Here is a 22,757-nt window from a genome sequence, read left to right as displayed (position 1 = left end):
CTCCTTTTTGTTGGGCGAAAGTGTCTGGCGGATGGTTATCCCTATTCGTTCATTCTTCCGCCTGTTTTTTTATAGCTCTGGCAAGCAAAAATTCTCCGCAGTCAACCATAGTAGGCTTTGTGTACATTTCGATCTCGATTTGAAGAATCGTATCCAGTGCTTTCTCATCCAAGCTTAATTCCTGAACGGACCCGGCATTCCCCGAGCTAAAGCAGGGACTTCCTCCTAAAACAATGTCACCAAATCCATTCTCCTCAAGCAAATGATTAAGTTCTGCCGCTTCAAAGAAATGCCTTGGAGGCTGGCTGACCTTCTCATGTCTGGGCAAGTCACCTGTCTTCATTACTTGATCGATGAACCAGTATTCGGGATTGTTAAAGAAATCGGGATATTTATGGCCTAGAAGCATTTTTAGAATTCCCCATTTGTTATTGACGCTGACAAACAGCAGACCCTTCTTGTTCAGTACCCTGTTAAACTCAAGTATCGCCTTGGCTCTATTGTCAAGCACGTAGGATAGAGGAGCGCCATAGCACACTACCATATCAAATTGCCCATCTTTAAATGAGGACAGATCTCGAATATCGCCTTGAATAAAACCGTCTATGTTATCCTTTACATTCGCTTCATTTGTTTTTTCCTCTGCCAGTGCAAGCTGCACGTTGGAAACATCAAATAAAGTAACATGGCAGCCTCTTTTTGCAAATTCAATGCTGTAGCGGCCCGCGCCACAGCCGGCATCGAGCACCTTCATCCCTTGTTGCAGATACTTTTCCACAAAGTGCATATGAAGAAAATAGTTAATTCTGCTGTATGCGTTTTCTTCTAATCTATTCCATTCTCTTGCACCATAGCTGTCGTAGAAATCTCTGACTTCATTGTCCATAAACAACCCTCCCAACAATCCAATAACGATACTGTTATTATATTTAGATGCTGTCCACTATTTTCCTTTATTTTTGGCCGAGCTTCCGCTGAAGCATATCCTCGTTTGAAGAATGGTTATTAGTCTTTCGTGCGAAGGGTTAAGATATATTAAATGTACTTCGCAATGGGGTACAGTTCGCACAAGGAGGCAGGGGGCATGAACCCGAAATGGTGGAAGGAAAGCGTCGTGTACCAGATTTATCCTGTAAGCTTCATGGATTCGAACGGCGATGGAAGGGGAGACCTGCGGGGAATCATTTCAAAGCTGGACTACCTGAAGGATCTCGGAGTGGACGTGATCTGGGTGTGCCCCATCTACAAGTCTCCCGGCCATGACAACGGCTATGACATCAGCGATTACTGCGACATCAGCCCAGAGTTCGGAACGATGGCGGATTTCGACCTGATGCTTCGGGAAATTCATTCGCGGGGCATGAAGCTGATGATGGACCTCGTGCTCAATCACACTTCTCATCAGCATCCCTGGTTCGTTGAATCCCGGCAGTCGAAGGATAATCCAAAACGCGATTTTTATATATGGAGAAAAGGCAAAAACGGCGGACCACCGAACAACTGGGAGTCATATTTCAGCGGTTCGGTGTGGGAATACGACGAGCGGACGGACGAGTATTATCTGCATTTGTATTCCAGATTCCAGCCTGATCTCAATTGGGAAAATCCGGCCGTCATTGATAAGCTTCACGAAATGGTAGCCTGGTGGCTGAAAAAAGGGGTGGACGGTTTCCGTTTCGATGCTATCGCGCATATTGTCAAGGCCGAAGGGTTGCCCGACGCCCTGAATCCGCAAGGCAGCACGACGGTGAGAGCCTATGAACTGTTCTCCAACCTTGAGCATGTCCACACCCTGCTGCAGAACCTGTATGACAAGGTCCTCTATTATTACGATATTATGACGGTCGGCGAGACTTCCGGTCTCGGGCCGGAGCAAGCGCTGGTGTATGTGGGCGACGGACGCCGGGAGCTGAACATGACGTTCCAGTTTGAGCATATGTTCCTGGATGCGGCTTCTGCGGGCAGCGGAAAATGGGATGTCGTTCCGTGGAATCTGCTGGCCCTGAAAAAAATCATGAGCGGCTGGCAGACGACTCTCCACAACCGGGGCTGGAATGCCAACTATTTATGCAATCACGATCAGCCTCGGGCGGTATCGCGGTTTGGAGACGATGTCCGTTATCGGGACTGCTCGGCCAAAATGCTGGCTACGTTTCTGCATATGCTGGAAGGGACGCCATACATGTACCAGGGCGAAGAGATCGGCATGACCAATGCTGCGTTTCAGTCGATTGACGATTACCGGGACGTCGAAACGCTCAACTACTATGAGGAGCGCCGCAACAGCGGGGTATCCGACGAGGAAATCATGAAGGCCATCCACAAAAAGAGCCGGGATAACGCCCGAACGCCAATGCAGTGGGACGGCAGCGAAGGAGCCGGATTTACAACCGGGGTGCCCTGGATCAAGCTGAACTCGAATTATGTGGAGATCAATGCCGCCAAAGCGGTTAAGGACCCGGATTCGATATACCATTATTACAAAAAGCTGATTGCGCTCAGAAAACAGCACAAGGTGATCGTCTATGGCGAATACCGGCTGCTGCTGCCGCTGCATCCCGAAATTTATGCATTTACGCGGACGTTAGAGGAACGGCAGCTGCTGATTGTTCTTAATTTTTTTGACCGGAGTCCGGTCTTTGAAATGCCTCAGGATCTGTCGCCGGATGGGATGGAGCTGCTGATCTCCAATTATCCTTCTGCCAAGGGCGAGGATCTCCGCAAGCTTCCACTTCGTCCTTACGAGGCGCGGGTCTACATCAAGACCATTCCGTTAGGGGCTGAGGGAGCGCAGAATTAAACAATCGATTAGCGGGGCAGGTTCAAGCGGCGGCAGCGCGGCGGACCTGCTTTTTTTTGGTGGCCGGTTGGCTGAAAATAGATCTGTACAGGGGCGGATCAGCATTTTTCATGGAGTGTGAGTGACCTGCTGCTTTGAGTTTGCAAGCAAAAGGGGGTAAAATAAGCGGTACATTTGTTAGATACATAGATTGGCGAGATGAAAAGGGAACTTTCGGGAGGAGACCGGGCATGAGTGAATGGTATGAACAAAGCTTTGGCGAGGACTATCTGATCGTATATAAACACCGGGATTTCGGAGGCGCGCGGCGGGAGGTCGAGCGGATGATCGGCTGGCTCGGGCTGCCGGCGGGCGCCAAAGTGCTCGACTTGTGCTGCGGCATGGGCCGACATTCGCTGGCGCTTGCTGAAGCGGGCTATAAGGTCACCGGCATCGACCTGTCGGAAGCGCTGCTGCGCGAAGCGCGCGCCCAGGAAGGCGCGGAGCAGGTAACCTGGGTCCGTTCCGATATGCGGGAGCTGCCGCTTGAAGGAGGCTTCGACGCGGTGGTCAACCTGTTCACCTCTTTTGGATATTTTGAGGAGGATGAAGAGCATCTGAAGGTGCTGCGCGAAATCCGTCGTATGCTGAAGCCAGGCGGCAAGTTCATTATCGATTTCCTGAATCCGGCTTATGTTACCACGCATCTCGTGCCGCACTCCACTCGGGAAGACGGCGACAATCTGATTGACGAGAAGCGGCGGATCGAGGACGGCTATGTGAAGAAGGACATCATCCTGACGTCCAAGATCGATGGAACGCCGCGTCAATACCATGAGCGGGTGAAGCTGTATAAGCTGGAGAAGTTCCGCGAATTGCTCGCGGCTGCCGATCTAACGATTGAAGCGGTGCACGGCAGCTACGAGGAGGATCAATATGAGGCGGATACGTCGCCGCGCATGATCTTCGTAGGGACGCGTCCATAAATGAGCAGCGGGAATAGCAGGAGGGAGGATGGCGTACGGCACAGGCTTTGGGAGAACGGCGTGATCCAGGTGCTTGTGCCAATGGCGCCGCCGCTGCTTCAGATGAACGGCTATGTGCTCAGGGATGAAGACGGCGGCCTGACCGTTGTCGATCCAGGACCCCGAAGCCGGGAATCGGAGAAGGTCTGGGAAGAGGTTCTTCGGGAGCTTGGAGCGTCATGGAAGGCTGTGAAGCAAATCGTTGTCACCCATCACCATCCGGACCATTACGGGCTCGCGGGGTGGCTGCAGGAGCACAGCGGCTGCCGGGTCTGGATGTCGAAGCGGGCGCACGCCGAGGCGGAGCTGATGTGGGGGCCGGCGTCCGTGATGGAGTCGGCGCTGCCAGCGTTTTTTGCCCGGCACGGCATGCCGCCGCAGCAGACGGCGGAGCTGAAGGAGCACCAGGCCGGAATATGGCCTGCGATTTCGCCGCAGCCGGAGGTGTCCCATGTGGAGTCGGCGCGGTCTTTTGCCATGGGCGGCCGGGAGTGGCTGCCGGTGGAGACCGGAGGTCATGCGGCCGGGCATTTGTCCTTTTTCCACCCGGGCAGCGGGCAGCTCCTCTGCGGGGATGCCGTGCTGCCGCAGATTTCCCCGAACGTCAGCCTGCTTCCGGGCAGCGACCCCGAGCCGCTGCGGACGTTCATGGACGGGCTGTCCAGGCTGAGGGAGCTGCCCGCAAGGACGGCGTTTCCGGGGCACCGGGAGCCGTTCGGGTATTTTGCGGACCGGATTGACCGGCTGCTGCTTCATCACGAGGAGCGGCTGGATGCGGCCGAGTCGCTGCTTGCGGATGGTCCGCGGAGCGGGTACGAGGTATGCGGAGAGCTGTTTCGCGGACGGATAACAGGGATTCATCAGCTGCGTTTTGCCATGAGCGAGGCGCTGGCTCACCTCGTTGAACTTGAACGCAGAGGGCGCGCCTTCTTGGAGGAAAAGAACGGGGAGATTCGTTTTTTTAGAATAGATGGCTGTTGATCGCATGCGTGAGACAAACAAGCGGGACCTGGCAAGAATGACTCTTGCCAGTCCCGCTTTTTCATTCGGATTCGTGCCTTATTTCGTCTTCAGCTTCTCCGCGTGCAAGCGTCTTGACGTCTCCTCGCTGTCCTCCGGCTCATGCGGAAGCCCCAGGTCCCTCTCCCGTTCGGCCTGCTTCCGGTGGGCGATCCGGCTGCTTGCCGCGGCTGCAATGGCTCCCACAATATCGTCAAGAAAGGTATTCACTTTCCCTGTTCCCTTATCGTTTAGCCGCTCCAGGACACCCGGCTTCAGCTTGTCGATATAGCCGTAATTGGTAAAGCCAATGCTCCCGTATACATTCACAATGGAAAAGGCCAATATTTCATCTACGCCGTAAAGACTTTCGTCATGCTCAATCATATCCTGCAGCGGCGGTAACAGCTTGCCCTCTTCTGCCAGCAGATCCATCTGGATGCCGGTCAGAACAGCGTTCTGCACTTCCCGCTTGGTGAGCACCATCTCGACGTTGTGAATGCACTCTTCCAAGGTCAGAGAGGGATAATATTTTTGCTGAAGCAGCAAGACAAGCTCGGCAATTTCCTCGATCTTTACCCCGCGTGTGTGAAGCCAGGCTCTCGTTGCCTGCGAGACGGCTTTGCTGTTCAGACTGTATGGAATTTTTTCGTCGGCCATGTTCAGTCACCCCGTTATGTCGTCGTCATTGGACGTTGTCTTGGCGGCATGGCTTGCCATGCTGTGCCGTAGTCAAAATTGTACTTGTACAGGAAGTATTTGTCCAGAAAAGGGTGCTTATGCGACAAAGAGGTTGCCCCAGGGGGAAAAGAGCAGAACAGGTACCGGAAAATACGGCGTGCGCTATTTTTGGATAAGCCGTTGTTATTTTTTGTCCGGGGGGCTCGTATACATAGCAGTACAAACCGTATTGATTACCGATGAAAGGGGAAAACAAAATGATAAACAAGAAAAAAATTGCCGGCCTTTCCGCCGCCTGCCTGCTGGCGTTCCCGCTGGCGCTGTCCGGCTGCGGGTTGTTCGGCTCGGAAAAATCGGCTGCCATTGACCCGCCGCCAAGCGATGTGGAGGCGCAAATGCTGCAGACGAGTGAAAACACGCTGGATAGCGGGGTCTTCGCGCCTGTGGCGGATGACGGCGCGGATAGCGGCGCTGCCGGCAGCGATTCGGGCGCGGGAACCGCCGATTCAGCAGGGGCTGCGGCGAATAACGCCGTAAACGGCGGCGCAGCGGCATCTTCCAAAGGAGACGGCGATTCTCATGCGCCGCGCACGACCGTATTTTTACAGAATGATAACGGGCTGCTTGCTCCAGTCGCTTTGAACCTTCCGGCAGCAGACAAAGGCGGAGCGTTGAAGCAATCGCTCGAAGCGCTGGTTGACCAGGGAGCCTACGCCGCGAACCTACCTGAAGGCTTTCATGGCGTCCTTCCTCAAGGCACAGAGGTTAAAAGCGTAACCGTGGACTCCAAGCATTTGGCCGTAGCCGAGTTCGGTGGCAATTTCGGCACATACGCTCCCGAAGACGAGCGGAAGGTTCTGGAGGCCCTTACCTGGACGCTGACCGGGCAGGATGGAATCAAGGGAGTGCAGCTGTGGGTTGACGGCAAGAAGCTGAACGAGATGCCGCTCAAGGGAACGCCGCTCGATCGTCCGCTGACCCGCAGTCTGGGCATCAATCTGTCGTCGCATGGACCTGCTCAGATGAATTCCAGCGCCGTCACGGTCTACTTCTCGGCTTCTTCGCCTAGCGGAGTGCAGTATTACGTACCCGTTACCCGGTTCGTGACGCCGGGACAGGACCCGCTTCATGCGGCAGTGAACGAACTGATCAAAGGTCCGGATTCCGCTGATGGTCTTGAGACCGTAATGACCCCCGATACGTTGCTGGATTCCGTGGAGAAAGGGCAGAACGGCGTAGTGACTGTGTCGCTGAACGATGATATGTTCGATGACGGCAGTCAGGTGCCCGCCGAGCTGCTGGAGTCTGTGGTGCTTACGGTTGCCCAGAATTCGGAGGACTCCATGGTACAGGTCCGCATGAACGGCAAACAGACGGTAACCGGCACAGACAATGTCGATTACGGCAAGCCGGTATCGGCTCCGCAGTATGTGAATGAGCTTCCGCTGTAACAAGGAAGGCCGGACCCGGGTTTGTTCAAATATAAGCCGCCAAGGCGAAAAGATGCTTTTGCGCCTGCACTTTGGTAGAATAAAGGATGCTTAAACGAAGCTTATGCTATACAAATGTAGGAGGCAGACCAAATGAGATCAAACGGGCGAAACGACGATGGGCTCCGGCCGCTCAAGATAACGACCCAAACCAATAAATATGCCGAAGGCTCCGTACTCATTGAAATGGGAGACACCAAGGTGATTTGCACGGCGACCGTGGAGGAAAAAGTCCCTCCCTTTCTGAAAGGCCAGGGGAAAGGCTGGGTGACGGCGGAATATTCCATGCTTCCCCGGGCGACCCAGTCGCGCAACCAGCGCGAAGCCGCCCGAGGAAAGCTGAGCGGACGCACGATGGAGATCCAGCGTCTGATCGGACGGGCACTTCGCTCGGTGGTGAATTTGCAGGCTCTGGGCGAAAGGAGCATCACGCTCGACTGTGACGTTATCCAGGCGGACGGGGGAACGCGTACCGCGTCGATTACGGGCTCTTTTGTCGCGCTGGCGTTTGCCGTGAACAAAATTGCGCTGCAGCACCGTCTCAGCGTGTTTCCCATCACCGATTATCTGGCGGCGATTAGCGTCGGCATTGTGGGGGACCGCCCGCTGCTCGATCTGAATTATGAAGAGGATTCCAAGGCGAAGGTCGATATGAACGTTGTCATGACCGGAAGCGGCGAATTTGTTGAACTGCAGGGAACCGGGGAAGAACGCCCCTTCTCGCGGAGAGAGCTGGATCATCTGCTGGGTCTGGGTGAAAAAGGGATTCTCGAACTGATTACCGCCCAGAAGGAAGCGCTCGGACCGATTGCGCTCAAAATTCCCGCCGGCCAGCCCGGCAAGGAGGTTTAGCATGATCTCCGGAGACGGTATTCTCGTTGTCGCAACGAAAAATGCCGGAAAGGTGCGTGAATTTCAGCATGCTTTTGCGCCGTTCGGCTTAACGGTCAAGAGCATGTTCGATTATCCTGAGCTTCCGGACGTGGTGGAGGATGGAACGACCTTTGCGGAGAATGCGCTGAAGAAATCCAGGCAAATCGCCGAAGCACTAGGTCTTCCTGTGCTGGCCGACGATTCCGGCCTCTGCGTGGATGCGCTTGACGGTCGTCCCGGCGTATACTCCGCCCGCTATGCGGGCGAAGGAGCCACGGACAAGGACAATAATCTCAAGCTGCTTGACGAGCTGGAGAGACTGAAGCAGGGTGAGGATACCGGACAGCCGCTGCTGAGCACGGCGAGGTTCGTCTGCGCCCTGTCCTTGTACGATCCCTCCACAGCTGCGGAGCTTACAGCCGAAGGAGCGGTGGAGGGCTGGATTACTTCCGAGCCGGCCGGAGGGGGAGGCTTCGGTTATGATCCCTTGTTCTATCTTCCGGATTTTGAGAAGACTATGGCCGAGCTTACGCTGGACGAGAAACAGTCGATCAGTCATAGGGGAAAGGCGCTTCGGCTTCTCACAGAGAGATTGGCCGGGCGACCGCTTGGCAGCGAAGGACAATAAGCATACAGCATTGCAAAGCCTCTAGTCTGAATGATCGCGTATGCGAAATTCAGGCTAGAGGCTTTTTTTGCTTCGAAAATGGTCGGTCATTCAAGCCATATTGGTGAAGAAATTCTGTCGTCATCATAACGCCGCTCCCGGAGAAGTACAATGAAGTAGCGGCAGTTCATGGATATGCCAAATGATGCAACGCAGTACAATTTTTTTCGTTATTGTTAGTATAAAGCGAATAAAGAAGGTGACAGCTTTGGTTATTTGGATGATCTGGTTCATTGCCGCCGGCATACTGCTGGTCGCTGAAATGCTGACGCTCACTTTTTACCTGCTGTGGCTCTGCATCGGGGCCGCCGCCGCGGGCTTGGTGTCGCTTGCCGCGCCGGACGCTGTGCTGGTGCAGGTGCTGGCCGGCTCTTTGGTCGCGCTGGGACTAACCCTGTTCTCGAAACCCGTGGTGTCGCGGTTCCGAGCCTCACGGGGATTTAAGGACATCGGTACCGATATTGTCGGCAGGCAGGGGATCGTCGTTCAGCCTATTGAGCAGGGCCGCTACGGACAGGTCAAAGTCGGGGGCGACACCTGGAGCGCGAAGTCGGCGCAGAATTTGGCTGCGGATGAGAAGGTCAGAGTTATTGGCAGAGGTAGCGCTATTATTGAAGTAGAACGCTGGGAGGAATGAGAGCATGGAATTGGCGGTTACCGGAGTTGTATTGATTGTTGTAATTGCATTTATCGCGCTGACGGTCAAAATCGTCCCGCAGCAGCGGGTCGGCGTTGTGGAACGGCTGGGGAAATTCCACCGGCTGCTGACGCCCGGTCTCAATATTCTGATTCCGATCATCGATCAGGTGCGCGTCTATCACGACCTGCGGATTCAGCAGGCGAATGTGCCTCCGCAGACGGTGATTACCAAGGACAATGTACAGGTGCAGATCGACACGATTATTTTCTACCAGGTCGTGGGCCCGGAAGAAGCGACTTACGGCATTTCGGATTATGTCTATGGTGTACGGAACATCAGCACGGCGACGATGCGGCAAATTATTGGCAAGCTGGAGCTTGACGAGACGCTGTCCGGACGGGAAAAAATCTCGACCGAAATCCGCCTCGCTCTTGATGAAGCAACGGAGAAATGGGGCGTGCGGATTGAGCGGGTCGAGGTAATCGATATCAAGCCGCCGGCCGACATCCAGGAAGCCATGGATAAACAAATGAAGGCGGAACGGAACAAGCGGGCCATCGTGCTGGAGGCGGAAGCGGCCAAGCAGGATATGATCCTGCGCGCGGAAGGCGACAAGCAGAGCAAAATCCTGAAGGCGGAAGGAGACCGGGAAGCGCGGATTCATCAAGCGGAGGGTCTGCGGCAGGCGCAGGAGCTGGAGGCGCTCGGCCAGGCCAAGGCCATTCAGGCGATCGCAGAGGCAGAGAAGCTGCGGATTGAGCTGATCCGAACCGCCGGGCTGGATGAGCAGGTGCTGGCTTATCGCTCTTTCGAAGCCCTGGGCGAAATCGCCAAGGGGCCGGCCAACAAGGTATTCCTGCCTAGCGACGTCGTCGGGACGCTTGGAAGTGTGGGCGCCATTGCCGAAGTGTTTAAGGCGGGCAAGGACAAATAAGCGCGGTATCGGACTTTTCCGGCACTCTCCTGGCATGATCTTCAGGATTGATTTTACAATCGTGGTCATTTCGGCTAAAGTAGGGACACACCCCAAGAAGAAATGATAAGGAGAGAAGACATCGTGACGCAAAAAGAACTTTCGCCATTTGTGGAGCTGCTTGGCCTGGAGCGCCATGTCGAAGGCGGCTGGTTTAAGGAAATTTGGAAATCTTCCGTACAAATTCCCCAGGATCTTCTAGGAAAAGACTACTCCGGCCCACGCCCTGCGGCTTCCACTATTTATTTCCTGCTGCACCCGGGCGAGGAATCCCAGTGGCACGCTGTCCTGTCGGATGAGCACTGGCTGTGGCATGCGGGCAGTCCGCTTGTGTTAAGCCTCGGCGGCAGCGGAGAGCAGCCTGGCGAGGTGGAGGAAATTATACTGGGCCTCGATATTGCCGCAGGCCAGCAGCCGCAGGCGGTCGTACCGGCAGGCGCGTGGCAGGCCGCAAGACCGCTGGGCAACGAGCCGGTGCTTGTCTCCTGTGTAGTGGCTCCGGGCTTCCATTATGATGATTTCCGGCTGATCGGCAAGTCGGAGGAATAACGCATTCTTCCCTACGAAGCAGCCGGAAGAGTAGAATACTTTTAGTAAGAGGCGGAGCGCAGGCTCCGCTTTTTTTAATATTAGAAAGTATTAGCTTCGCGTTTATCCCTAACCTGATATTTCTACGAGAAACGGTACCGCCCCTGAAAGGACGGCGAAGCGTTTCTTCTTGCTAAGTCGATACATGGCTCGGTTCAATGGAATTCGGGGTAAGCCAAGCGGAATTTTGAACTTTCGGCACGCGATCTGATATACTTGATTTTGGAAATCCTGCTTAGAATGACAGCATACACGGTTAAACATTTTTGTAGAACGCAAACTAAACACGAATTTGGAGGGAGAAGCGATGAGTCAGTTGAATGGACCGTTTACGGGAGGACCTACGCTGAGAGACGGCGTAACGATGCCGTGGCTGGGACTTGGAGTATGGAAGACCAAAGACGGCGATGAGGTTATCCACGCGGTCAAATCGGCGATCGAAATTGGTTACCGCAGCATCGATACGGCCTCGGCTTACAAGAATGAAGAGGGCGTAGGGCAAGCTATCCAAGAATCTGGAGTGCCCCGCGAGGAACTGTTCATCACCACGAAGGTGTTCAATAGTGAACAGGGTTATGAGCAGACCTTGCAGGCCTACGAGTCCAGCCGTAAGAAGCTCGGTCTGGATGTCATTGACTTGTATCTGATCCACTGGCCGGTTAAGGATAAGTTCCGCGAGACCTGGAAAGCACTCATTCATTTGCAAAAAGAGGGCTATGTCAAATCGATTGGCGTCAGCAACTTCCAGACTCATCATTTGAACAGCATTATCGAAGACACCGGTGTCGTCCCCGTGGTGAATCAAGTGGAATTCCATCCGCTGCTGAGCCAGCGTGAGCTGCTCAAATACTGCCAGGATCAGAATATTCAGCTCGAAGCGTGGAGCCCGCTGCTGCAGGGCAACCTGGATATTCCGCTGCTGCAGGATCTCGCGCAAAAATACGGAAAGACGCCTGCCCAAATCGTTCTCCGTTGGGATATCCAGCAGGGTGTCATTACGATTCCTAAATCCATTAATGCCGATCGCATCCGTGAGAATGCTGGTATTTTTGACTTTACGCTCAGCGATGAAGATGTCCTGGCCATCGAGGGATTGAACAAGAACCACCGCTACGGCCCCGACCCGGATAACTTCAATTTCTAACATGCAATTAGGTTGAAAAAAGGATGTCTCCAGCCGCTCATCCACGGCAGCCGGAGGCATCCTTTGTTTTATTAATGGAATTATGCACGGAGTCTGGGAGTTCGCCCCAGCCTTCTCATCAGGAGTATCCCTTGGACGATGACCAGCATGCTGCAGACCATGGCCATAACCTGACCGGCCTGATCACTCGCTGTAATCGTATCGAAGATGGCGTGCCAGAGAATGACCGGAATAATGCTCCACCGGCTACCCGCGCAAATCCAGGCGAGGACGGCGGAACCGTAGGTCAGGCTGATTGCCCAGCCGATGATGCCAAAGCCCATGCCGAGGTAGCTTTCATTAAACCAGAATGCCGGCAGATGCCAGAGCATCCAGACGACCGCCACGATCAGAGCGGAAGCGAATAAGGAGCGGCGGCGGTGCAGCTCAGGCAAAAGAAAGCCGCGCCAGCCGCTCTCCTCGCCGATGCCGAAGGTCAGTATCCAGACGAGCGCCGTTTCCCAGACGTTGAGACCAGCGGGGAGATCGGATGTAAGTCCGAACCGGGACATATCCGGAAAGCTTCCGGTAATGAGGCGGTGGGCCAAAACGGCGATCCCCCCGTAAGCCAGCGGAAGCCCGGCTGCGATCAGCAGCCATTTTCGGGGGAAGGAGAAGGAAAACAGCGTCTTGATCCAGGTGGAGAATCCATTGCCGCCGGGCAGCAGCTGTGCGGCTGCTGCTCCGGCTAGCGGACCGAACGATCCCAGGTAGAACTGACCGGGCAGGACGGGGAGATGGGCCGCGAATTGCCGGTTCGCAAGCAGCGGGAGCCAGCAGGCCCAGGTAAAGCCGAAGGTGACGAACAGAAACAGGCTGATTCTGTTTCTGTTCGTCTTCCTGCCGGTGGACAAGCGGGAATTCATGAATACCGACTCCTTCATAACGAAGATATTTTATATCTCCAATATGGGAGCAAAGCCGTAAGGAGGTATACGGCAAATATCACCTTTTTATTACTCGATGGAAATATTGTAAATACGCAGCCAGAGATCGACCTGGGCCAGATAGGCGAACAGCTGCGGACCGGACATTAACTGGCCGAACCAGGGCAGGTTGCTGGAGGACTCCGGCGATGCCGCAATTTCGCGGATTTTGGCGGAATTGATCAATGGCAGAATCGGTGAAGAGGGGTCATCCAGAATACTCAGCGCTTTCTGTCGTACGGCATTCAGATAGCCGGGATTATGCGTTTTGGGGTACGGACTTTTTTTGCGGTACAGCACATCATCCGGCAGAATGCCTTCAAGCGCTTTGCGCAGGATTCCTTTTTCTCTCCCTCCTACAGTTTTAATTTCCCAGGGAATATTCCAGACGTACTGTACGAGCCGGTGGTCGCAATAAGGGACGCGCACTTCAAGACCTACACCCATGCTCATCCGGTCCTTGCGATCCAGCAAAGTCGGCATAAACCGGGTGATATTGAGGTAGGACATGACCCGCATCTGCGCCTGCTTGCCGGTTTCACCCTCAAGCTTTGGCGTCTCGGCTACCGCGTCGCTGTATCGGTCACCCAAATATTCGAGCGGACGAATCCATTCCCGGATCTCGGGTGAGAGGAGACCTGCCCGCATCTTGGGAGCGACCGCCCAAGGGAAAGTTCCCGAGGACAGCATTTCTTCGCGGTGAAACCAGGGATACCCGCCGAATATTTCATCGGCCGCTTCGCCGGAGATCGCCACCGTGGCGCCTTTTTTAATTTCCCGGCAGAACAAATACAGCGACGAATCGACATCCGTCATGCCCGGCAGGTCGCGGGTGAACAGCGCATTGTCGAGCGCCTCTACCAGCTCATCCGTGTCGAACTGGATATAATGATGCCTTGTTCCCAGTTCATCGACCATCCGTTTAATCCAGGGACCGTCGGCTCCCGGCTGGAAGGAATGGCTCTTGAAATATTTGTCGTTGTCGACATAGTCGACGGAATAGGTGTCCATCTGTCCTTGGCCGGTCCGCTTATAATAGTCGACGGCAAGCGCAGACAACGCGCTCGAATCCAGACCGCCGGATAACAGGGAGCAGACGGGCACGTCGGATACCAGCTGCCGCTCCAGCGTATCTTTCAGCAGTTCTCGCACCTTAGCGGCTGTCTCTTCCGGGCTATCCGTATGGGGGGAGCTTTCCAGCGTCCAATAGGCATAGCTTCGCAGGCCCTCGCGGCTGTAAATCATGGCATGACCGGGACGCAGCTCCGATATATCCTTGTACACGCCATGCCCCGGCGTCCGGGCCGGGCCAACAATGAAAATCTCCGCAAGCCCTTCCGGTCCAACAACCGGGCGGACTTTGGGATGCTGAAGCAGCGCCTTCGGCTCCGACCCGAAGATAAGGGTATCGTCGGCCTTGCTGAAGAACAGCGGTTTCACGCCCAGCCGGTCGCGTGCGAAAAATACCTGCTCACGCAGACCGTCCCAGACGGCAAAGGCGAAAATGCCGTTCAGCTTCCCGGCGCATTCCGGCCCCCACTCGATGTAGGCATGCAGCAGCACCTCGGTGTCGCATTGGGTGCGGAACTCATGCCCGCGGAGCTTCAGCTCATTTTTTAATTCGGCGGCGTTATATAACTCTCCGTTGTAGACAAGGGCATAAACTTGATCTTCATGGCGGGCGATCATGGGCTGTGCGCCGTTCTCGGGATCGATAACGCTGAGTCTGCGGTGACCGAATGCGATAGGGCCCGAAATCCAAGTACCCGATGCGTCGGGACCGCGGTTCGCCATTGTTTCAGTCATTTTGACCAGCAGCTGGGAATGTTGGGTCAGATCTCCGCGCCACTGGATAAATCCGGTTATTCCGCACATCACGGTTCATCCTCTCTTGTGGGCCGCCTAAGTGTGGTGTCCCTATCTTTTTGCCAATTAACACAGATATATGCCGAAGGAAGGCATAAAATGTATGTCCTTATCCGAACACTAGGGAGGGAGAAAATTGGCTTGAGAGGAAGGATGACGGATGTATTACATTAAGGATGCCAAAATACGCAGAATGCTTGAATATGACGGGGCGCCCTGCGCCGAAGTGGGGGTCCTGCCGGGAGCCGTGGGTGACTCAGCGCTCTTGGTGTACATTGTGGAAGACAAGCGGGAGGAGGGGTACGAAATTGTCCGCATTTTGACCAATGACGCCGACACGTCTACCGATTGGTATGACAATAATATGCATGACGCCTTTGTCGATGTGACCTCCAGTGCATTTACAGGTAGTCCGGTCATGAGCCCCGAGGATGAACGGGACAAGTTTCAACGGGAGCTGCTGATTTTCGGGAAATTGAAAAAACAACTGGAAGAGCGATTTCGCGAGTATTCATAGACTAACCTCATTAAACATGAATAAGGGAGTGTTACATGTCCGGCAGGGCTAATGAGCGCTCCCTTTTTATTTGCTGCCGAAGTATAGGCTTGGATCAGCGGCTCTTTAGCATTTCCATTTCGATCTCCAGCTTGAACTGGCGGCGGTTAAGCAGCTCCAAACCGGATTCTAGATTATCGATGTGCTTGTTCGTCGTCTGTGCGAAGGATTGCTGCGCCGTCTCAATGCGTTTACCGTTTCGAGTGTCTCGAAGAGGGCCTGTTTGAGCTCGCCATAATTGGTCTGGTGCTCTGCGCGCATTTCCTGCTGCTCGGCTCTCATTTGTTGCTGTTCTACTCTCAATTGTTGCTGTTCCTCTCGCATTTCCTGCTGCTGTGCTTTTATTTCTTGCTGTTCAGTTTTAATCTCCTTCAGTTTATTTAAAATCAGTTCGAACATGGCATCGCTCACGGCTGGTCGCCTCCTCGAAATGTTAATAATCCGTTATGGACTTCAGGATTTTTCCGATAATTTTGATTTCGGTTCCGTAACTCGCGCCGGCTTCGCGTATAATGGGGGAAAGCTTGATGTTATCGGATAAAAGAATAAAGTGATCGCCCTGATTGTACACCCGCCGAAGCGCCGGTTCGCCGTTCACCAGCACAAGGGCAATTTCGCCGTCTGCCACCTTGTCCTGTCTGTGAATCAGCAGCAAATCGCCTGGGGAAATGCCGGCTGCGGCCATGCTGTCGTCTTTAGCCTGAACATAAAAATATTCGCCTTCCTTCACCCAAGCCTTGGGTGTGGCTTCATAGCCTTTTATTTCGCGGTACTGGATATCGTCGTTGTTAAAAGAAATTTTTCCCGCAACAGGCAGGCTAACCAGTTCGGATTCCCGCGGCTCTGCGCCCAGCATGGATTCCGTTCCTTCCAGCAGTGCGGCCAGTTCAATGTTCAGCGCCGAAGCGATCTCGGTCAGCCTGTCCATATCCACTTTGATTTCTCCCGTTTCATACCGTTGAACCGTCTTTTTCGTCAAACCGAGTGCATCGCCAAGTGCCTGCAGGCTGAACTGTCCAATATTTCGGTATTTGCGGATATTCCCGCCGACAATTTCATAGAACCCGGAATTCTCTTGTGTATGGTTTATTGTTCTCACGCCTTTGATTTTTTGAAAAGTACGGATAAGCTGTTGATTTAATTATAACATAAAAAGACACACATTCAATATATATCTGTTGTTGTGTCGTTCATTTTCATCTATCTGCATCCCAATTTTTCGGAGAATTGTAACCAGCCAAACCTTGATCTCTTTAGCACACCCGTTATATAATAAATAACGTTGCTGAAATACATACTTTGTGTCCCAATAGCTCAGCTGGATAGAGCATGCGCCTTCTAAGCGCACGGTCGGGGGTTCGAATCCCTCTTGGGACGTTAAATGCCTTCCCATTCGGGAAGGCATTTTTGCGTCTGAGGAAGAGAACCCCCAGGCGTTCGTCGGAGCATAGGCATCGGGGGCGTAGGCGTCGCAGTCAGTCCGAAGGGCTGTATCCCTCTTGGGACGCAACAAAGCGATCCCTCTGGAGGGTTTTGTACTTTTACCCTTTGGATGAACGGGAAAACCTCCCGTTTAATCCTCTCAAAAATGGATTTTTCACCTATGAAAGGGAAAAACTCCTGCTTATTGGGCGATTTTGCTCCATTTCAGGCAAAACCGGCAGATTAAGCGGGAGAAATTCCAGTTTATCTCTGGCGGAGGGCTGTTTTCATGTAAATAAACGGGAGAAATTCCGCTTCGTCCGCTCCCAGTCATGTCATTAACCTCTACGACTACCCCGAAAACCAATTTCTAGCATTAAACAAATGAGAGCAGCAATAAAGCCTGGTGAAGTGCACAATAGAACCGGAGTGGATCGGAAAAAGTAACCCAAGTAGCTCAATCACTGAACCGAATCCTTACGCAAAATTGGTTCCCGCCTGACACGCGAAGGTCCCAGCGCGCGGTACTTGGCGTTGGATGACGGAGTCAACCCCAATCAGCCGCCACCACTGGAACCGAATCCTTTCCCAAAGTCGGATCTTTTACCTCACCGTAACAAGCCCCCCTCCCAATCAGTCTCCCTACAGCCGATCGGGCTCGAGCAGTCCCAGCATATCCTACAGCTGATCGGGCGCGAACAGTCCCAGCGCATCCTACAGCCGATCAGGCGCGGGCAGGCCCAGCACATCCAGCGCGTCCTTCAGCGTGTCGGCGAATTTCCGGGCCAGCCAGAGTCTGAAGCGCAGCCGCTTGGGCTCGGCCTTCAGGATCGGGCAGGCGGAGTAGAAATTATTGAACAGCGTGGCGAGCGTGTGCGCATAACCGCAGACCGCATTCGGCGCCAGCTCCCGTACGGCCGCATCGAGCGTGTCGGGCCAAAAAGCGATATGCCGCAGCAGCGCGGCCTCGGCTTTTTCCATTGGGTCCGGTATGCAAGCACAAGCTTCTGCCGCCATTTCCGGCGTGATATCCGCGGCTTTCGCCAGAACGCTGACCGCGCGAGCATAGGAGTACATCAAATACACGCCGGTGTTGCCGGATATTTCCGTCGCTTGACGCAGATCGAACACGACCTCGGTGCCGAGGTTGAAGCGCAGCAGGTAGTAACGGATCGCGGCAATAGCGATGTCCCGGCTGGGAAGTCCGCTTTGATCGGCGCGGGTCCGCTCAATGCTGTCCTCCATAAGATAAATCAGATCACTCACCTTGATGCCTATGCCCTGACGCCCCGACATGGCGTATGAGGCTTTCCCGTCCGAAATATCGATGCCGAGATCGGCGGCTGAAGCGGGACTAAGAGAAACGACGCCGTATCCCGCATGGTGGAGCTTATCCGACTGAGCTGAATATCCGAGCGCTCGGAGCGCCTCTTTAACCATTGTCTGGGGATATTCCTGTCTGGAATCAATGACATTAATGACGATATCTGCTCTGCCGAGCGGGAGATGATCTCCCCCTTGTACCGTCGTATACAGCCCTTCTGTAAATTTTTTATAGGTGAAATCCTTGTCCAGCAGCCCGAATTTCCAGAGATGGTAGGCAATATCCTTGGCCGTGTAGGTCAAAATCCCGTTCGAACGCACCAGCACCTTATCCGAGGTGTGCTCGGCATCCTGCACTCCCGGTTCCGTTCCCTGCTTCAGCACCCAACAGCCCGCGAGCTTGCCTTCCATTTCCCGGTAAAAATAAGGCGTCTCCCGCAGCCGCTCAAACGCCGCTGACCAGAATCCTTCCCGGACAATGCTGCTTTCCCAGACGAGCAGATCGTATTCGATGCCGAACGGCCTCATCTCCTCCACATGCTCCCGAACGATCCGTTCGGCGGTCAGGCTGCCGAGCCATGCGACATTTCCCGTCCCTTCCTCCAGCTCATGCAGCGTTTCGGCGCGTTTGGCCGCCAGCTCCGGATTCACGGTATATTCCCGGTTCACCGCCGAGTAGATGTCCCAGCAGTAATCACCGAACCGGACATGCTCACCGCTTAAAGGCACATTCAGCAGACCGACGACGGTATCCGCCAGCTGGTTGCCCAGGTCATCGATATAGTTGTGGACCTCGACCGTATATCCGATTCTTCTTAACATGCGCACGAGCGTGTCGCCGATGCAGGAATTCCGAAGGTGGCCAATGTGCATCGATTTGTTAGGATTGACGGAGGTATGCTCGATGATCACTTTTTCCCCTGGCGCCGGAGGAAGCTCGAATTGGTGTCCGGCCCACGCGCTCCAGCGGATATGAACGTTGAGAAAGCCTGGAGCGGCCGTGTTCGCTTTTTCCAGCAAGCCTTCCGCCAGACCCGATGCCTCCAGTTCTTCCCGGATCAGCTGAGCAATGACAAGCGGCGGTTTCCGCAGAGTTCTGGCAAGCTGCATGGCAATATTGCTTGAATAATCACCGTGCTCCGGGTTCGCCGGCTGCTCCACGGCCACGGTCAACCCTTCGGGAATCTCCGCCCCAAGACACTCCATGACCCGTATAACGCTTTGCTCCACCGCTTGCTGAATGATCCGGCTTAATAACATCCTCACAACCTCCTTCTGATAATAAAAAAAGCCCGCGTCTCCAAAAAGAGACGAGGACTTGTGTTCTCGCGGTACCACTCTACTTGCCAAGACCGGATGGCCCTGACCGCTTATAGGATAACGGACCTGTACCGGGGCTTCCTACTAAGAGGATCGTTTCGGAAGTCCGTCTCCCGGGTGCGCTTCATGAAGGTCTGCCGCCGGCTTCCACCATCCCGGCTCGCTGGGCATCAGGGGCCCTTCACTAATCTCCCGATCATCGACTGTCTGTGAATATGTTGTTCAATCGGACGTGCAATGGTTTCTTCTTGTTATAATCGATTTTTTGGGAAAAAGCAATGGATTCTTCGTTTCATTTGTTTGCCGAAATTCCCGGACGGGCATGACAGCTGCTGCATAATCTAGTGACATATCCCAATGCAGAGGAGGAATTACCGTGGGTGAAGCTAGAGACCTGGGCTGCATGACTTCGACAAGCGCGATTCTGGTACTGTTCATTCTGCTCGTGATCATTACTAAAGCTTGGTGTGTATAATTGTCCGCGTAACGAGAAATCCCGCCGGGCCTGAAGGCCTGACGGGATTTTTTTGGTCGAAGCCGCCTTCGCAGGTATGCTCCTTAGACGTCCGAATTTCCGGGATCAGCCGAAATGCCGTGTTTAATGAGCCGGATCAGCAGCTCGATTTCTTCTTCGTCGTTCCATTCCTTGTCGGGCTGCAGCAGCAGGCGGGTCATGATGTAGCCGATGATCGCGGATGCGGTAAAACGAATCACGGTCGGCGCCGGGACGTCGATAATTTCCCCTTTTTGCTTAAAGTGCTCGACTTGGGCGGAAATCCTTTCAAAAACCTTGCTCATAATATCTTCCATGAACTGATTGCGCAGGCTTGGATGAAAGGGAATTTCCTGAATGAGGATCTGCAGGATCTTAAAGTTCTTCCGGGCAAATTCCAGCCGGTTCCGGATCAGGGAGCGGAGAAAATCCTCGTAACTGTCAAAAGATTTATCCAGCAAATTACCAAAATTCCTTATGACAAAAGGGGCGAGCATACGGCTCATCGTCGGCCCCACAATGGACAGCAGCAGATCCTTCTTGGTCTTGTAATAGCGAAAAATCGTTCCCTCCGCCACCCCGGCCTTCTGTGCGATTTCACTGGTCGCCGTGCCCGCGTACCCTTTTTCCGCAAACACATCCACGGCCGCCTGCAAAATCGCAACCTGTTTCGGCGTCATTTTCTCGTCAGCGCCAAGGGCAAGCAGCTCCTGAGCCCAGTCTTCCGTATTGTTGTCGGCAGAAAAATGTTCGGCCATCATGGCAACCCTCCAAACTTTATCAGCTTATATTACCATATTTACGGAATGAAGTTACATTTTGCGGTGTTTACGGAGGGCCAGCACGTTCAGAATCATGAACAGAAGCGAAAAAGCGATCAGCACAACCACATCGGTTTCAATCGCAGTCCAGCCTTTGCCCCGGATCATCACGTCCATCATCCCTTGCGCCCCGTAGTATAACGGAGTGGCATACCCGATCCGCTGAAGCCACAGGGGAAGCGTGTCGAGCGGAAACAGTCCGCTCAGGAAAATCTGCGGCACAATGACAAGCGGGATGAACTGAATCATCTGTAGCTCGTTCCCGGCGAAAGCCGACAGCAGCGTACCTAGCGTCAGAGCCGTCATCGACAGCAGCAGCGTGATCAGCAGGACATAGCCGAAGCTCCCGGCCATCATAATGCCCAGCACCTGAATGGAGAACCAGGAAATGAGCAGGGCCTGGAACACGGTAAAAATACCGAAGCCGATAACATAGCCGATGACGATTTCCCACCGTTTAAGCGGAGTGGCGAGCAGGCGCTCCAGCGTCCCTGTCGTCCGTTCCCGAAGAAAGGAGACCCCGGCAATCAGGAAGACGAAAAAGAAGACGAATACGCCGATCATAATCGGTCCGAACCGGTCGATGGTCTTCATGTCGGCGGAGCCGTACAGGTAGCTGATTTGCGGTTGGGCGGCAGGCTGCACCTGTTGTCTCTGGGTTTGCTGTCCCTGTACCTGCTGTCCCTGCGCCTGTTGTCCCTGAGCCTGCTGTCCCTGAGCCTGCTGTCCCTGCGGTTGCTGTCCCTGCGGTTGCTGTCCCTGAGCCTGCTGTCCCTGCGTTTGCTGTCCCTGCTGTCCTTGTGTCTTTTGTCCCTGCGCCTGAGCTGACCCGGTTGCTCCCAGGTCCCTTGTCGCCTGTTCCAGCGCCTGCATAACGGCCCGATTGGCAGTCGGATTGCTTCCTTCCAGTACGACCTTCGGAGCGCCGATACCCGCGGTGATCATTGCGTCGATCGTTCCGTTTTTCAGCGCCTGAACTCCGTCTTCCTCCGAGTCATACTTCACAACCTTGGCGTCATGTTTGGCCAGCGCTTCCGACAGGACGGCCGCTTGACCCGACACGCCGATATTTGGTTTATAGGCATTGCCGCCAAATACGAGACTCATCAGGCTGAGAACGAGCAGGGGGGCGGCGAACATCAGAGCCATCGTTCTTTTGTCGTGAATGAACTGCCGCAAGATACGCAGCGTAAGAGCGCGGATTCTCATGGACGCACACCTCCGTAATATAAAAATGCTTCTTCTATAGAAGATGAACCCGTTGCCCGAAGCAGATTGGCGGGAGTATCCTCAGCAAGCAGGTGGCCTTCCCGGATCATGCCGAGCCGGTCGCATTTTTCGGCTTCATCCATCACGTGGGTCGTCAGCACTATGGTCGTTCCCCGTTCATTCAGAGCTCTAAGCTCCTTCCAGATGGACATTCGCAGCACCGGATCGATCCCGACCGTCGGCTCATCCAGAATAAGCAGCGGCGGTTCATGCAGCAGCGCGATGGCCAGCGACAGTCGGCGTTTCATCCCCCCGGAGTATTGATCGACTCTTTTGCGAAGATGCTCTTCCAGACCTACAATCTCCATAACTTCCTTAATTCGGCGGTTTCTCTGTTCTTTCTTCAATCCATACAGCGAAGCGAAAAATTCCAGATTCTCCTTGGCGCTCAGCTCGCTGTACAAGGCGTCGGATTGGGCCATATAGCCGATTTGTGAAAGCAACGAAAGCTTGGGAACCTTCACTCCTAGCACATGGACTTCCCCCGAGTCGGCTTCATCGATTCCGGTCAGCAGCCGGACCAGCGTCGTCTTGCCAGAGCCCGAAGGGCCCAGTAGGCCGAAGGTCTCGGCTTTATGCACCTCAAGGCTGATGTCCTCCAGGACAACTTTGCTTCCGAAGGCTTTGCGAATATGCTCCACTTTAATCACCGGGGCTTCACGGTTCATGCGAATCTCTCCGTTCTTCATCAAAATGAGTGAGTACTCACTCAATATATTAAATCAGGCAGCGCCAATTGTAAATCTTTTTTCCCACGTTAATTCTGAGTTAACAAAACGGCTGAAATCCGGCCGAAACCACATGAAAAATATGGACAACTTCATCTTTGGAAAATATTTCTCGGCAACAGATTTTACAACCAA

At 54.0% G+C, this 22,757-nt stretch carries 22 protein-coding genes, 1 tRNA gene and 1 other annotated feature; of the genes, 13 read left to right on the top strand and 10 right to left on the bottom strand.

Annotated features, from left to right (window positions below; genetic code table 11):
* Positions 1-49: 49 nt before the first annotated feature.
* Positions 50-886: a class I SAM-dependent methyltransferase gene (locus tag PSAB_RS24685; RefSeq protein ID WP_025336120.1), complete on the bottom strand. Its 837-nt coding sequence runs from the start codon at positions 884-886 to the stop codon at positions 50-52.
* A gap of 198 nt (positions 887-1,084) precedes the next feature.
* Here PSAB_RS24685 and PSAB_RS18735 point away from each other — a divergent pair, with 198 nt between their 5' ends.
* The 3 genes from PSAB_RS18735 to PSAB_RS18725 all read left to right on the top strand — a co-directional run bounded on the left by PSAB_RS18735 (position 1,085) and on the right by PSAB_RS18725 (position 4,785).
* On the top strand, positions 1,085-2,800 hold the full coding sequence (locus PSAB_RS18735) for a glycoside hydrolase family 13 protein (RefSeq protein ID WP_025336119.1): 1,716 nt from the start codon (positions 1,085-1,087) through the stop codon (positions 2,798-2,800).
* Positions 2,801-3,030: 230 nt separating this feature from the next.
* Entirely contained in the window at positions 3,031-3,765 is a 735-nt protein-coding gene (locus PSAB_RS18730; protein ID WP_025336118.1) for a class I SAM-dependent methyltransferase, read from the top strand.
* Positions 3,766-4,785, top strand: coding sequence for an MBL fold metallo-hydrolase (locus tag PSAB_RS18725; RefSeq protein ID WP_025336117.1), 1,020 nt, complete (start codon positions 3,766-3,768; stop codon positions 4,783-4,785). It begins immediately after the preceding gene.
* Positions 4,786-4,863: 78 nt separating this feature from the next.
* On the opposite strand, the gene PSAB_RS18720 is transcribed toward PSAB_RS18725, so the two are convergent.
* Positions 4,864-5,463 carry a phosphatidylglycerophosphatase A family protein gene (locus PSAB_RS18720; protein ID WP_025336116.1) on the bottom strand — a complete coding sequence of 200 codons (600 nt, stop codon included), beginning with the start codon at positions 5,461-5,463 and terminating at the stop codon, positions 4,864-4,866.
* A 278-nt stretch (positions 5,464-5,741) separates the two neighbouring features.
* Here PSAB_RS18720 and PSAB_RS18715 point away from each other — a divergent pair, with 278 nt between their 5' ends.
* The 7 genes from PSAB_RS18715 to PSAB_RS18685 all read left to right on the top strand — a co-directional run bounded on the left by PSAB_RS18715 (position 5,742) and on the right by PSAB_RS18685 (position 11,859).
* On the top strand, positions 5,742-6,935 hold the full coding sequence (locus tag PSAB_RS18715) for a GerMN domain-containing protein (protein WP_025336115.1): 1,194 nt from the start codon (positions 5,742-5,744) through the stop codon (positions 6,933-6,935).
* Between the two features lie 132 nt (positions 6,936-7,067).
* Positions 7,068-7,826 carry a ribonuclease PH gene (gene rph, locus PSAB_RS18710; RefSeq protein ID WP_025336114.1) on the top strand — a complete coding sequence of 253 codons (759 nt, stop codon included), beginning with the start codon at positions 7,068-7,070 and terminating at the stop codon, positions 7,824-7,826.
* Between the two features lies 1 nt (position 7,827).
* Complete coding sequence (locus tag PSAB_RS18705) at positions 7,828-8,475, top strand: XTP/dITP diphosphatase (protein ID WP_025336113.1); 648 nt, start codon at positions 7,828-7,830, stop codon at positions 8,473-8,475.
* Positions 8,476-8,722: 247 nt separating this feature from the next.
* Positions 8,723-9,151, top strand: coding sequence for an NfeD family protein (locus PSAB_RS18700; protein WP_025336112.1), 429 nt, complete (start codon positions 8,723-8,725; stop codon positions 9,149-9,151).
* A 4-nt stretch (positions 9,152-9,155) separates the two neighbouring features.
* Positions 9,156-10,088, top strand: coding sequence for an SPFH domain-containing protein (locus PSAB_RS18695; RefSeq protein ID WP_025336111.1), 933 nt, complete (start codon positions 9,156-9,158; stop codon positions 10,086-10,088).
* A gap of 102 nt (positions 10,089-10,190) precedes the next feature.
* The gene (locus tag PSAB_RS18690) at positions 10,191-10,676 is read left to right on the top strand and encodes a cupin domain-containing protein (RefSeq protein WP_038596094.1); all 486 of its coding nucleotides are present in this window, start codon (positions 10,191-10,193) and stop codon (positions 10,674-10,676) included.
* 346 nt (positions 10,677-11,022) lie between these two features.
* Entirely contained in the window at positions 11,023-11,859 is an 837-nt protein-coding gene (locus tag PSAB_RS18685) for an aldo/keto reductase (RefSeq protein WP_025336109.1), read from the top strand.
* Positions 11,860-11,939: 80 nt separating this feature from the next.
* On the opposite strand, the gene PSAB_RS18680 is transcribed toward PSAB_RS18685, so the two are convergent.
* Positions 11,940-12,764 carry a type II CAAX endopeptidase family protein gene (locus tag PSAB_RS18680; protein ID WP_025336108.1) on the bottom strand — a complete coding sequence of 275 codons (825 nt, stop codon included), beginning with the start codon at positions 12,762-12,764 and terminating at the stop codon, positions 11,940-11,942.
* Positions 12,765-12,854: 90 nt separating this feature from the next.
* Positions 12,855-14,699, bottom strand: a complete 1,845-nt coding sequence (gene asnB, locus PSAB_RS18675; protein WP_025336107.1) for an asparagine synthase (glutamine-hydrolyzing) — start codon at positions 14,697-14,699, stop codon at positions 12,855-12,857.
* 151 nt (positions 14,700-14,850) lie between these two features.
* Between asnB and PSAB_RS18670 the strand changes: the two genes are divergently transcribed.
* Positions 14,851-15,207 (top strand): hypothetical protein, encoded by a 357-nt coding sequence (locus tag PSAB_RS18670; protein WP_025336106.1) that lies wholly within the window; start codon positions 14,851-14,853, stop codon positions 15,205-15,207.
* 168 nt (positions 15,208-15,375) lie between these two features.
* Here PSAB_RS18670 and PSAB_RS18665 read toward each other — a convergent pair whose 3' ends face one another.
* Positions 15,376-15,657: a hypothetical protein gene (locus PSAB_RS18665; protein WP_025336105.1), complete on the bottom strand. Its 282-nt coding sequence runs from the start codon at positions 15,655-15,657 to the stop codon at positions 15,376-15,378.
* 22 nt (positions 15,658-15,679) lie between these two features.
* Positions 15,680-16,345 carry a LexA family protein gene (locus tag PSAB_RS18660; RefSeq protein WP_025336104.1) on the bottom strand — a complete coding sequence of 222 codons (666 nt, stop codon included), beginning with the start codon at positions 16,343-16,345 and terminating at the stop codon, positions 15,680-15,682.
* Positions 16,346-16,549: 204 nt separating this feature from the next.
* Between PSAB_RS18660 and PSAB_RS18655 the strand changes: the two genes are divergently transcribed.
* Positions 16,550-16,623, top strand: a tRNA-Arg gene (locus PSAB_RS18655).
* 759 nt (positions 16,624-17,382) lie between these two features.
* On the opposite strand, the gene PSAB_RS18650 is transcribed toward PSAB_RS18655, so the two are convergent.
* Complete coding sequence (locus tag PSAB_RS18650) at positions 17,383-19,251, bottom strand: arginine--tRNA ligase (RefSeq protein ID WP_025336103.1); 1,869 nt, start codon at positions 19,249-19,251, stop codon at positions 17,383-17,385.
* 43 nt (positions 19,252-19,294) lie between these two features.
* Positions 19,295-19,520, bottom strand: a binding site (T-box leader).
* A gap of 167 nt (positions 19,521-19,687) precedes the next feature.
* On the opposite strand from PSAB_RS18650, the gene PSAB_RS25530 reads away from it, so the two are divergent.
* A complete protein-coding gene (locus PSAB_RS25530; RefSeq protein ID WP_226991724.1) occupies positions 19,688-19,786 on the top strand; it encodes a YjcZ family sporulation protein in 99 nt (32 codons plus the stop codon).
* An 83-nt stretch (positions 19,787-19,869) separates the two neighbouring features.
* Here PSAB_RS25530 and PSAB_RS18645 read toward each other — a convergent pair whose 3' ends face one another.
* The 3 genes from PSAB_RS18645 to PSAB_RS18635 are packed head-to-tail and all read right to left on the bottom strand — an operon-like array spanning position 19,870 to position 22,562.
* Positions 19,870-20,565, bottom strand: coding sequence for a TetR/AcrR family transcriptional regulator (locus PSAB_RS18645; protein WP_025336102.1), 696 nt, complete (start codon positions 20,563-20,565; stop codon positions 19,870-19,872).
* A gap of 51 nt (positions 20,566-20,616) precedes the next feature.
* The gene (locus tag PSAB_RS18640; protein ID WP_025336101.1) at positions 20,617-21,834 is read right to left on the bottom strand and encodes an ABC transporter permease; all 1,218 of its coding nucleotides are present in this window, start codon (positions 21,832-21,834) and stop codon (positions 20,617-20,619) included.
* Positions 21,831-22,562: an ABC transporter ATP-binding protein gene (locus tag PSAB_RS18635; RefSeq protein WP_025336100.1), complete on the bottom strand. Its 732-nt coding sequence runs from the start codon at positions 22,560-22,562 to the stop codon at positions 21,831-21,833. Before PSAB_RS18635 ends, PSAB_RS18640 begins: the two co-directional genes overlap by 4 nt.
* Positions 22,563-22,757: the final 195 nt, after the last annotated feature.

This window comes from Paenibacillus sabinae T27 (assembly GCF_000612505.1).
In the GTDB taxonomy this organism is placed as follows: Bacteria; Bacillota; Bacilli; order Paenibacillales; family Paenibacillaceae; genus Paenibacillus_AQ; species Paenibacillus_AQ sabinae.
Note: the sequence above shows the minus strand (reverse complement) of the source record. Positions and strands in the feature narration are given on the sequence as shown.

Coding starts and splice junctions, on each gene's coding strand:
- PSAB_RS24685 (WP_025336120.1), bottom strand. CDS start 886: ATGGACAATGAAGTCAGAGATTTCTACGACAGCTATGGTGCAAGAGAA.
- PSAB_RS18735 (WP_025336119.1), top strand. CDS start 1,085: ATGAACCCGAAATGGTGGAAGGAAAGCGTCGTGTACCAGATTTATCCT.
- PSAB_RS18730 (WP_025336118.1), top strand. CDS start 3,031: ATGAGTGAATGGTATGAACAAAGCTTTGGCGAGGACTATCTGATCGTA.
- PSAB_RS18725 (WP_025336117.1), top strand. CDS start 3,766: ATGAGCAGCGGGAATAGCAGGAGGGAGGATGGCGTACGGCACAGGCTT.
- PSAB_RS18720 (WP_025336116.1), bottom strand. CDS start 5,463: ATGGCCGACGAAAAAATTCCATACAGTCTGAACAGCAAAGCCGTCTCG.
- PSAB_RS18715 (WP_025336115.1), top strand. CDS start 5,742: ATGATAAACAAGAAAAAAATTGCCGGCCTTTCCGCCGCCTGCCTGCTG.
- rph (WP_025336114.1), top strand. CDS start 7,068: ATGAGATCAAACGGGCGAAACGACGATGGGCTCCGGCCGCTCAAGATA.
- PSAB_RS18705 (WP_025336113.1), top strand. CDS start 7,828: ATGATCTCCGGAGACGGTATTCTCGTTGTCGCAACGAAAAATGCCGGA.
- PSAB_RS18695 (WP_025336111.1), top strand. CDS start 9,156: ATGGAATTGGCGGTTACCGGAGTTGTATTGATTGTTGTAATTGCATTT.
- PSAB_RS18690 (WP_038596094.1), top strand. CDS start 10,191: ATGATAAGGAGAGAAGACATCGTGACGCAAAAAGAACTTTCGCCATTT.
- PSAB_RS18685 (WP_025336109.1), top strand. CDS start 11,023: ATGAGTCAGTTGAATGGACCGTTTACGGGAGGACCTACGCTGAGAGAC.
- PSAB_RS18680 (WP_025336108.1), bottom strand. CDS start 12,764: ATGAATTCCCGCTTGTCCACCGGCAGGAAGACGAACAGAAACAGAATC.
- asnB (WP_025336107.1), bottom strand. CDS start 14,699: ATGTGCGGAATAACCGGATTTATCCAGTGGCGCGGAGATCTGACCCAA.
- PSAB_RS18670 (WP_025336106.1), top strand. CDS start 14,851: ATGTATTACATTAAGGATGCCAAAATACGCAGAATGCTTGAATATGAC.
- PSAB_RS18650 (WP_025336103.1), bottom strand. CDS start 19,251: ATGTTATTAAGCCGGATCATTCAGCAAGCGGTGGAGCAAAGCGTTATA.
- PSAB_RS18645 (WP_025336102.1), bottom strand. CDS start 20,565: ATGATGGCCGAACATTTTTCTGCCGACAACAATACGGAAGACTGGGCT.
- PSAB_RS18640 (WP_025336101.1), bottom strand. CDS start 21,834: ATGAGAATCCGCGCTCTTACGCTGCGTATCTTGCGGCAGTTCATTCAC.
- PSAB_RS18635 (WP_025336100.1), bottom strand. CDS start 22,562: ATGAACCGTGAAGCCCCGGTGATTAAAGTGGAGCATATTCGCAAAGCC.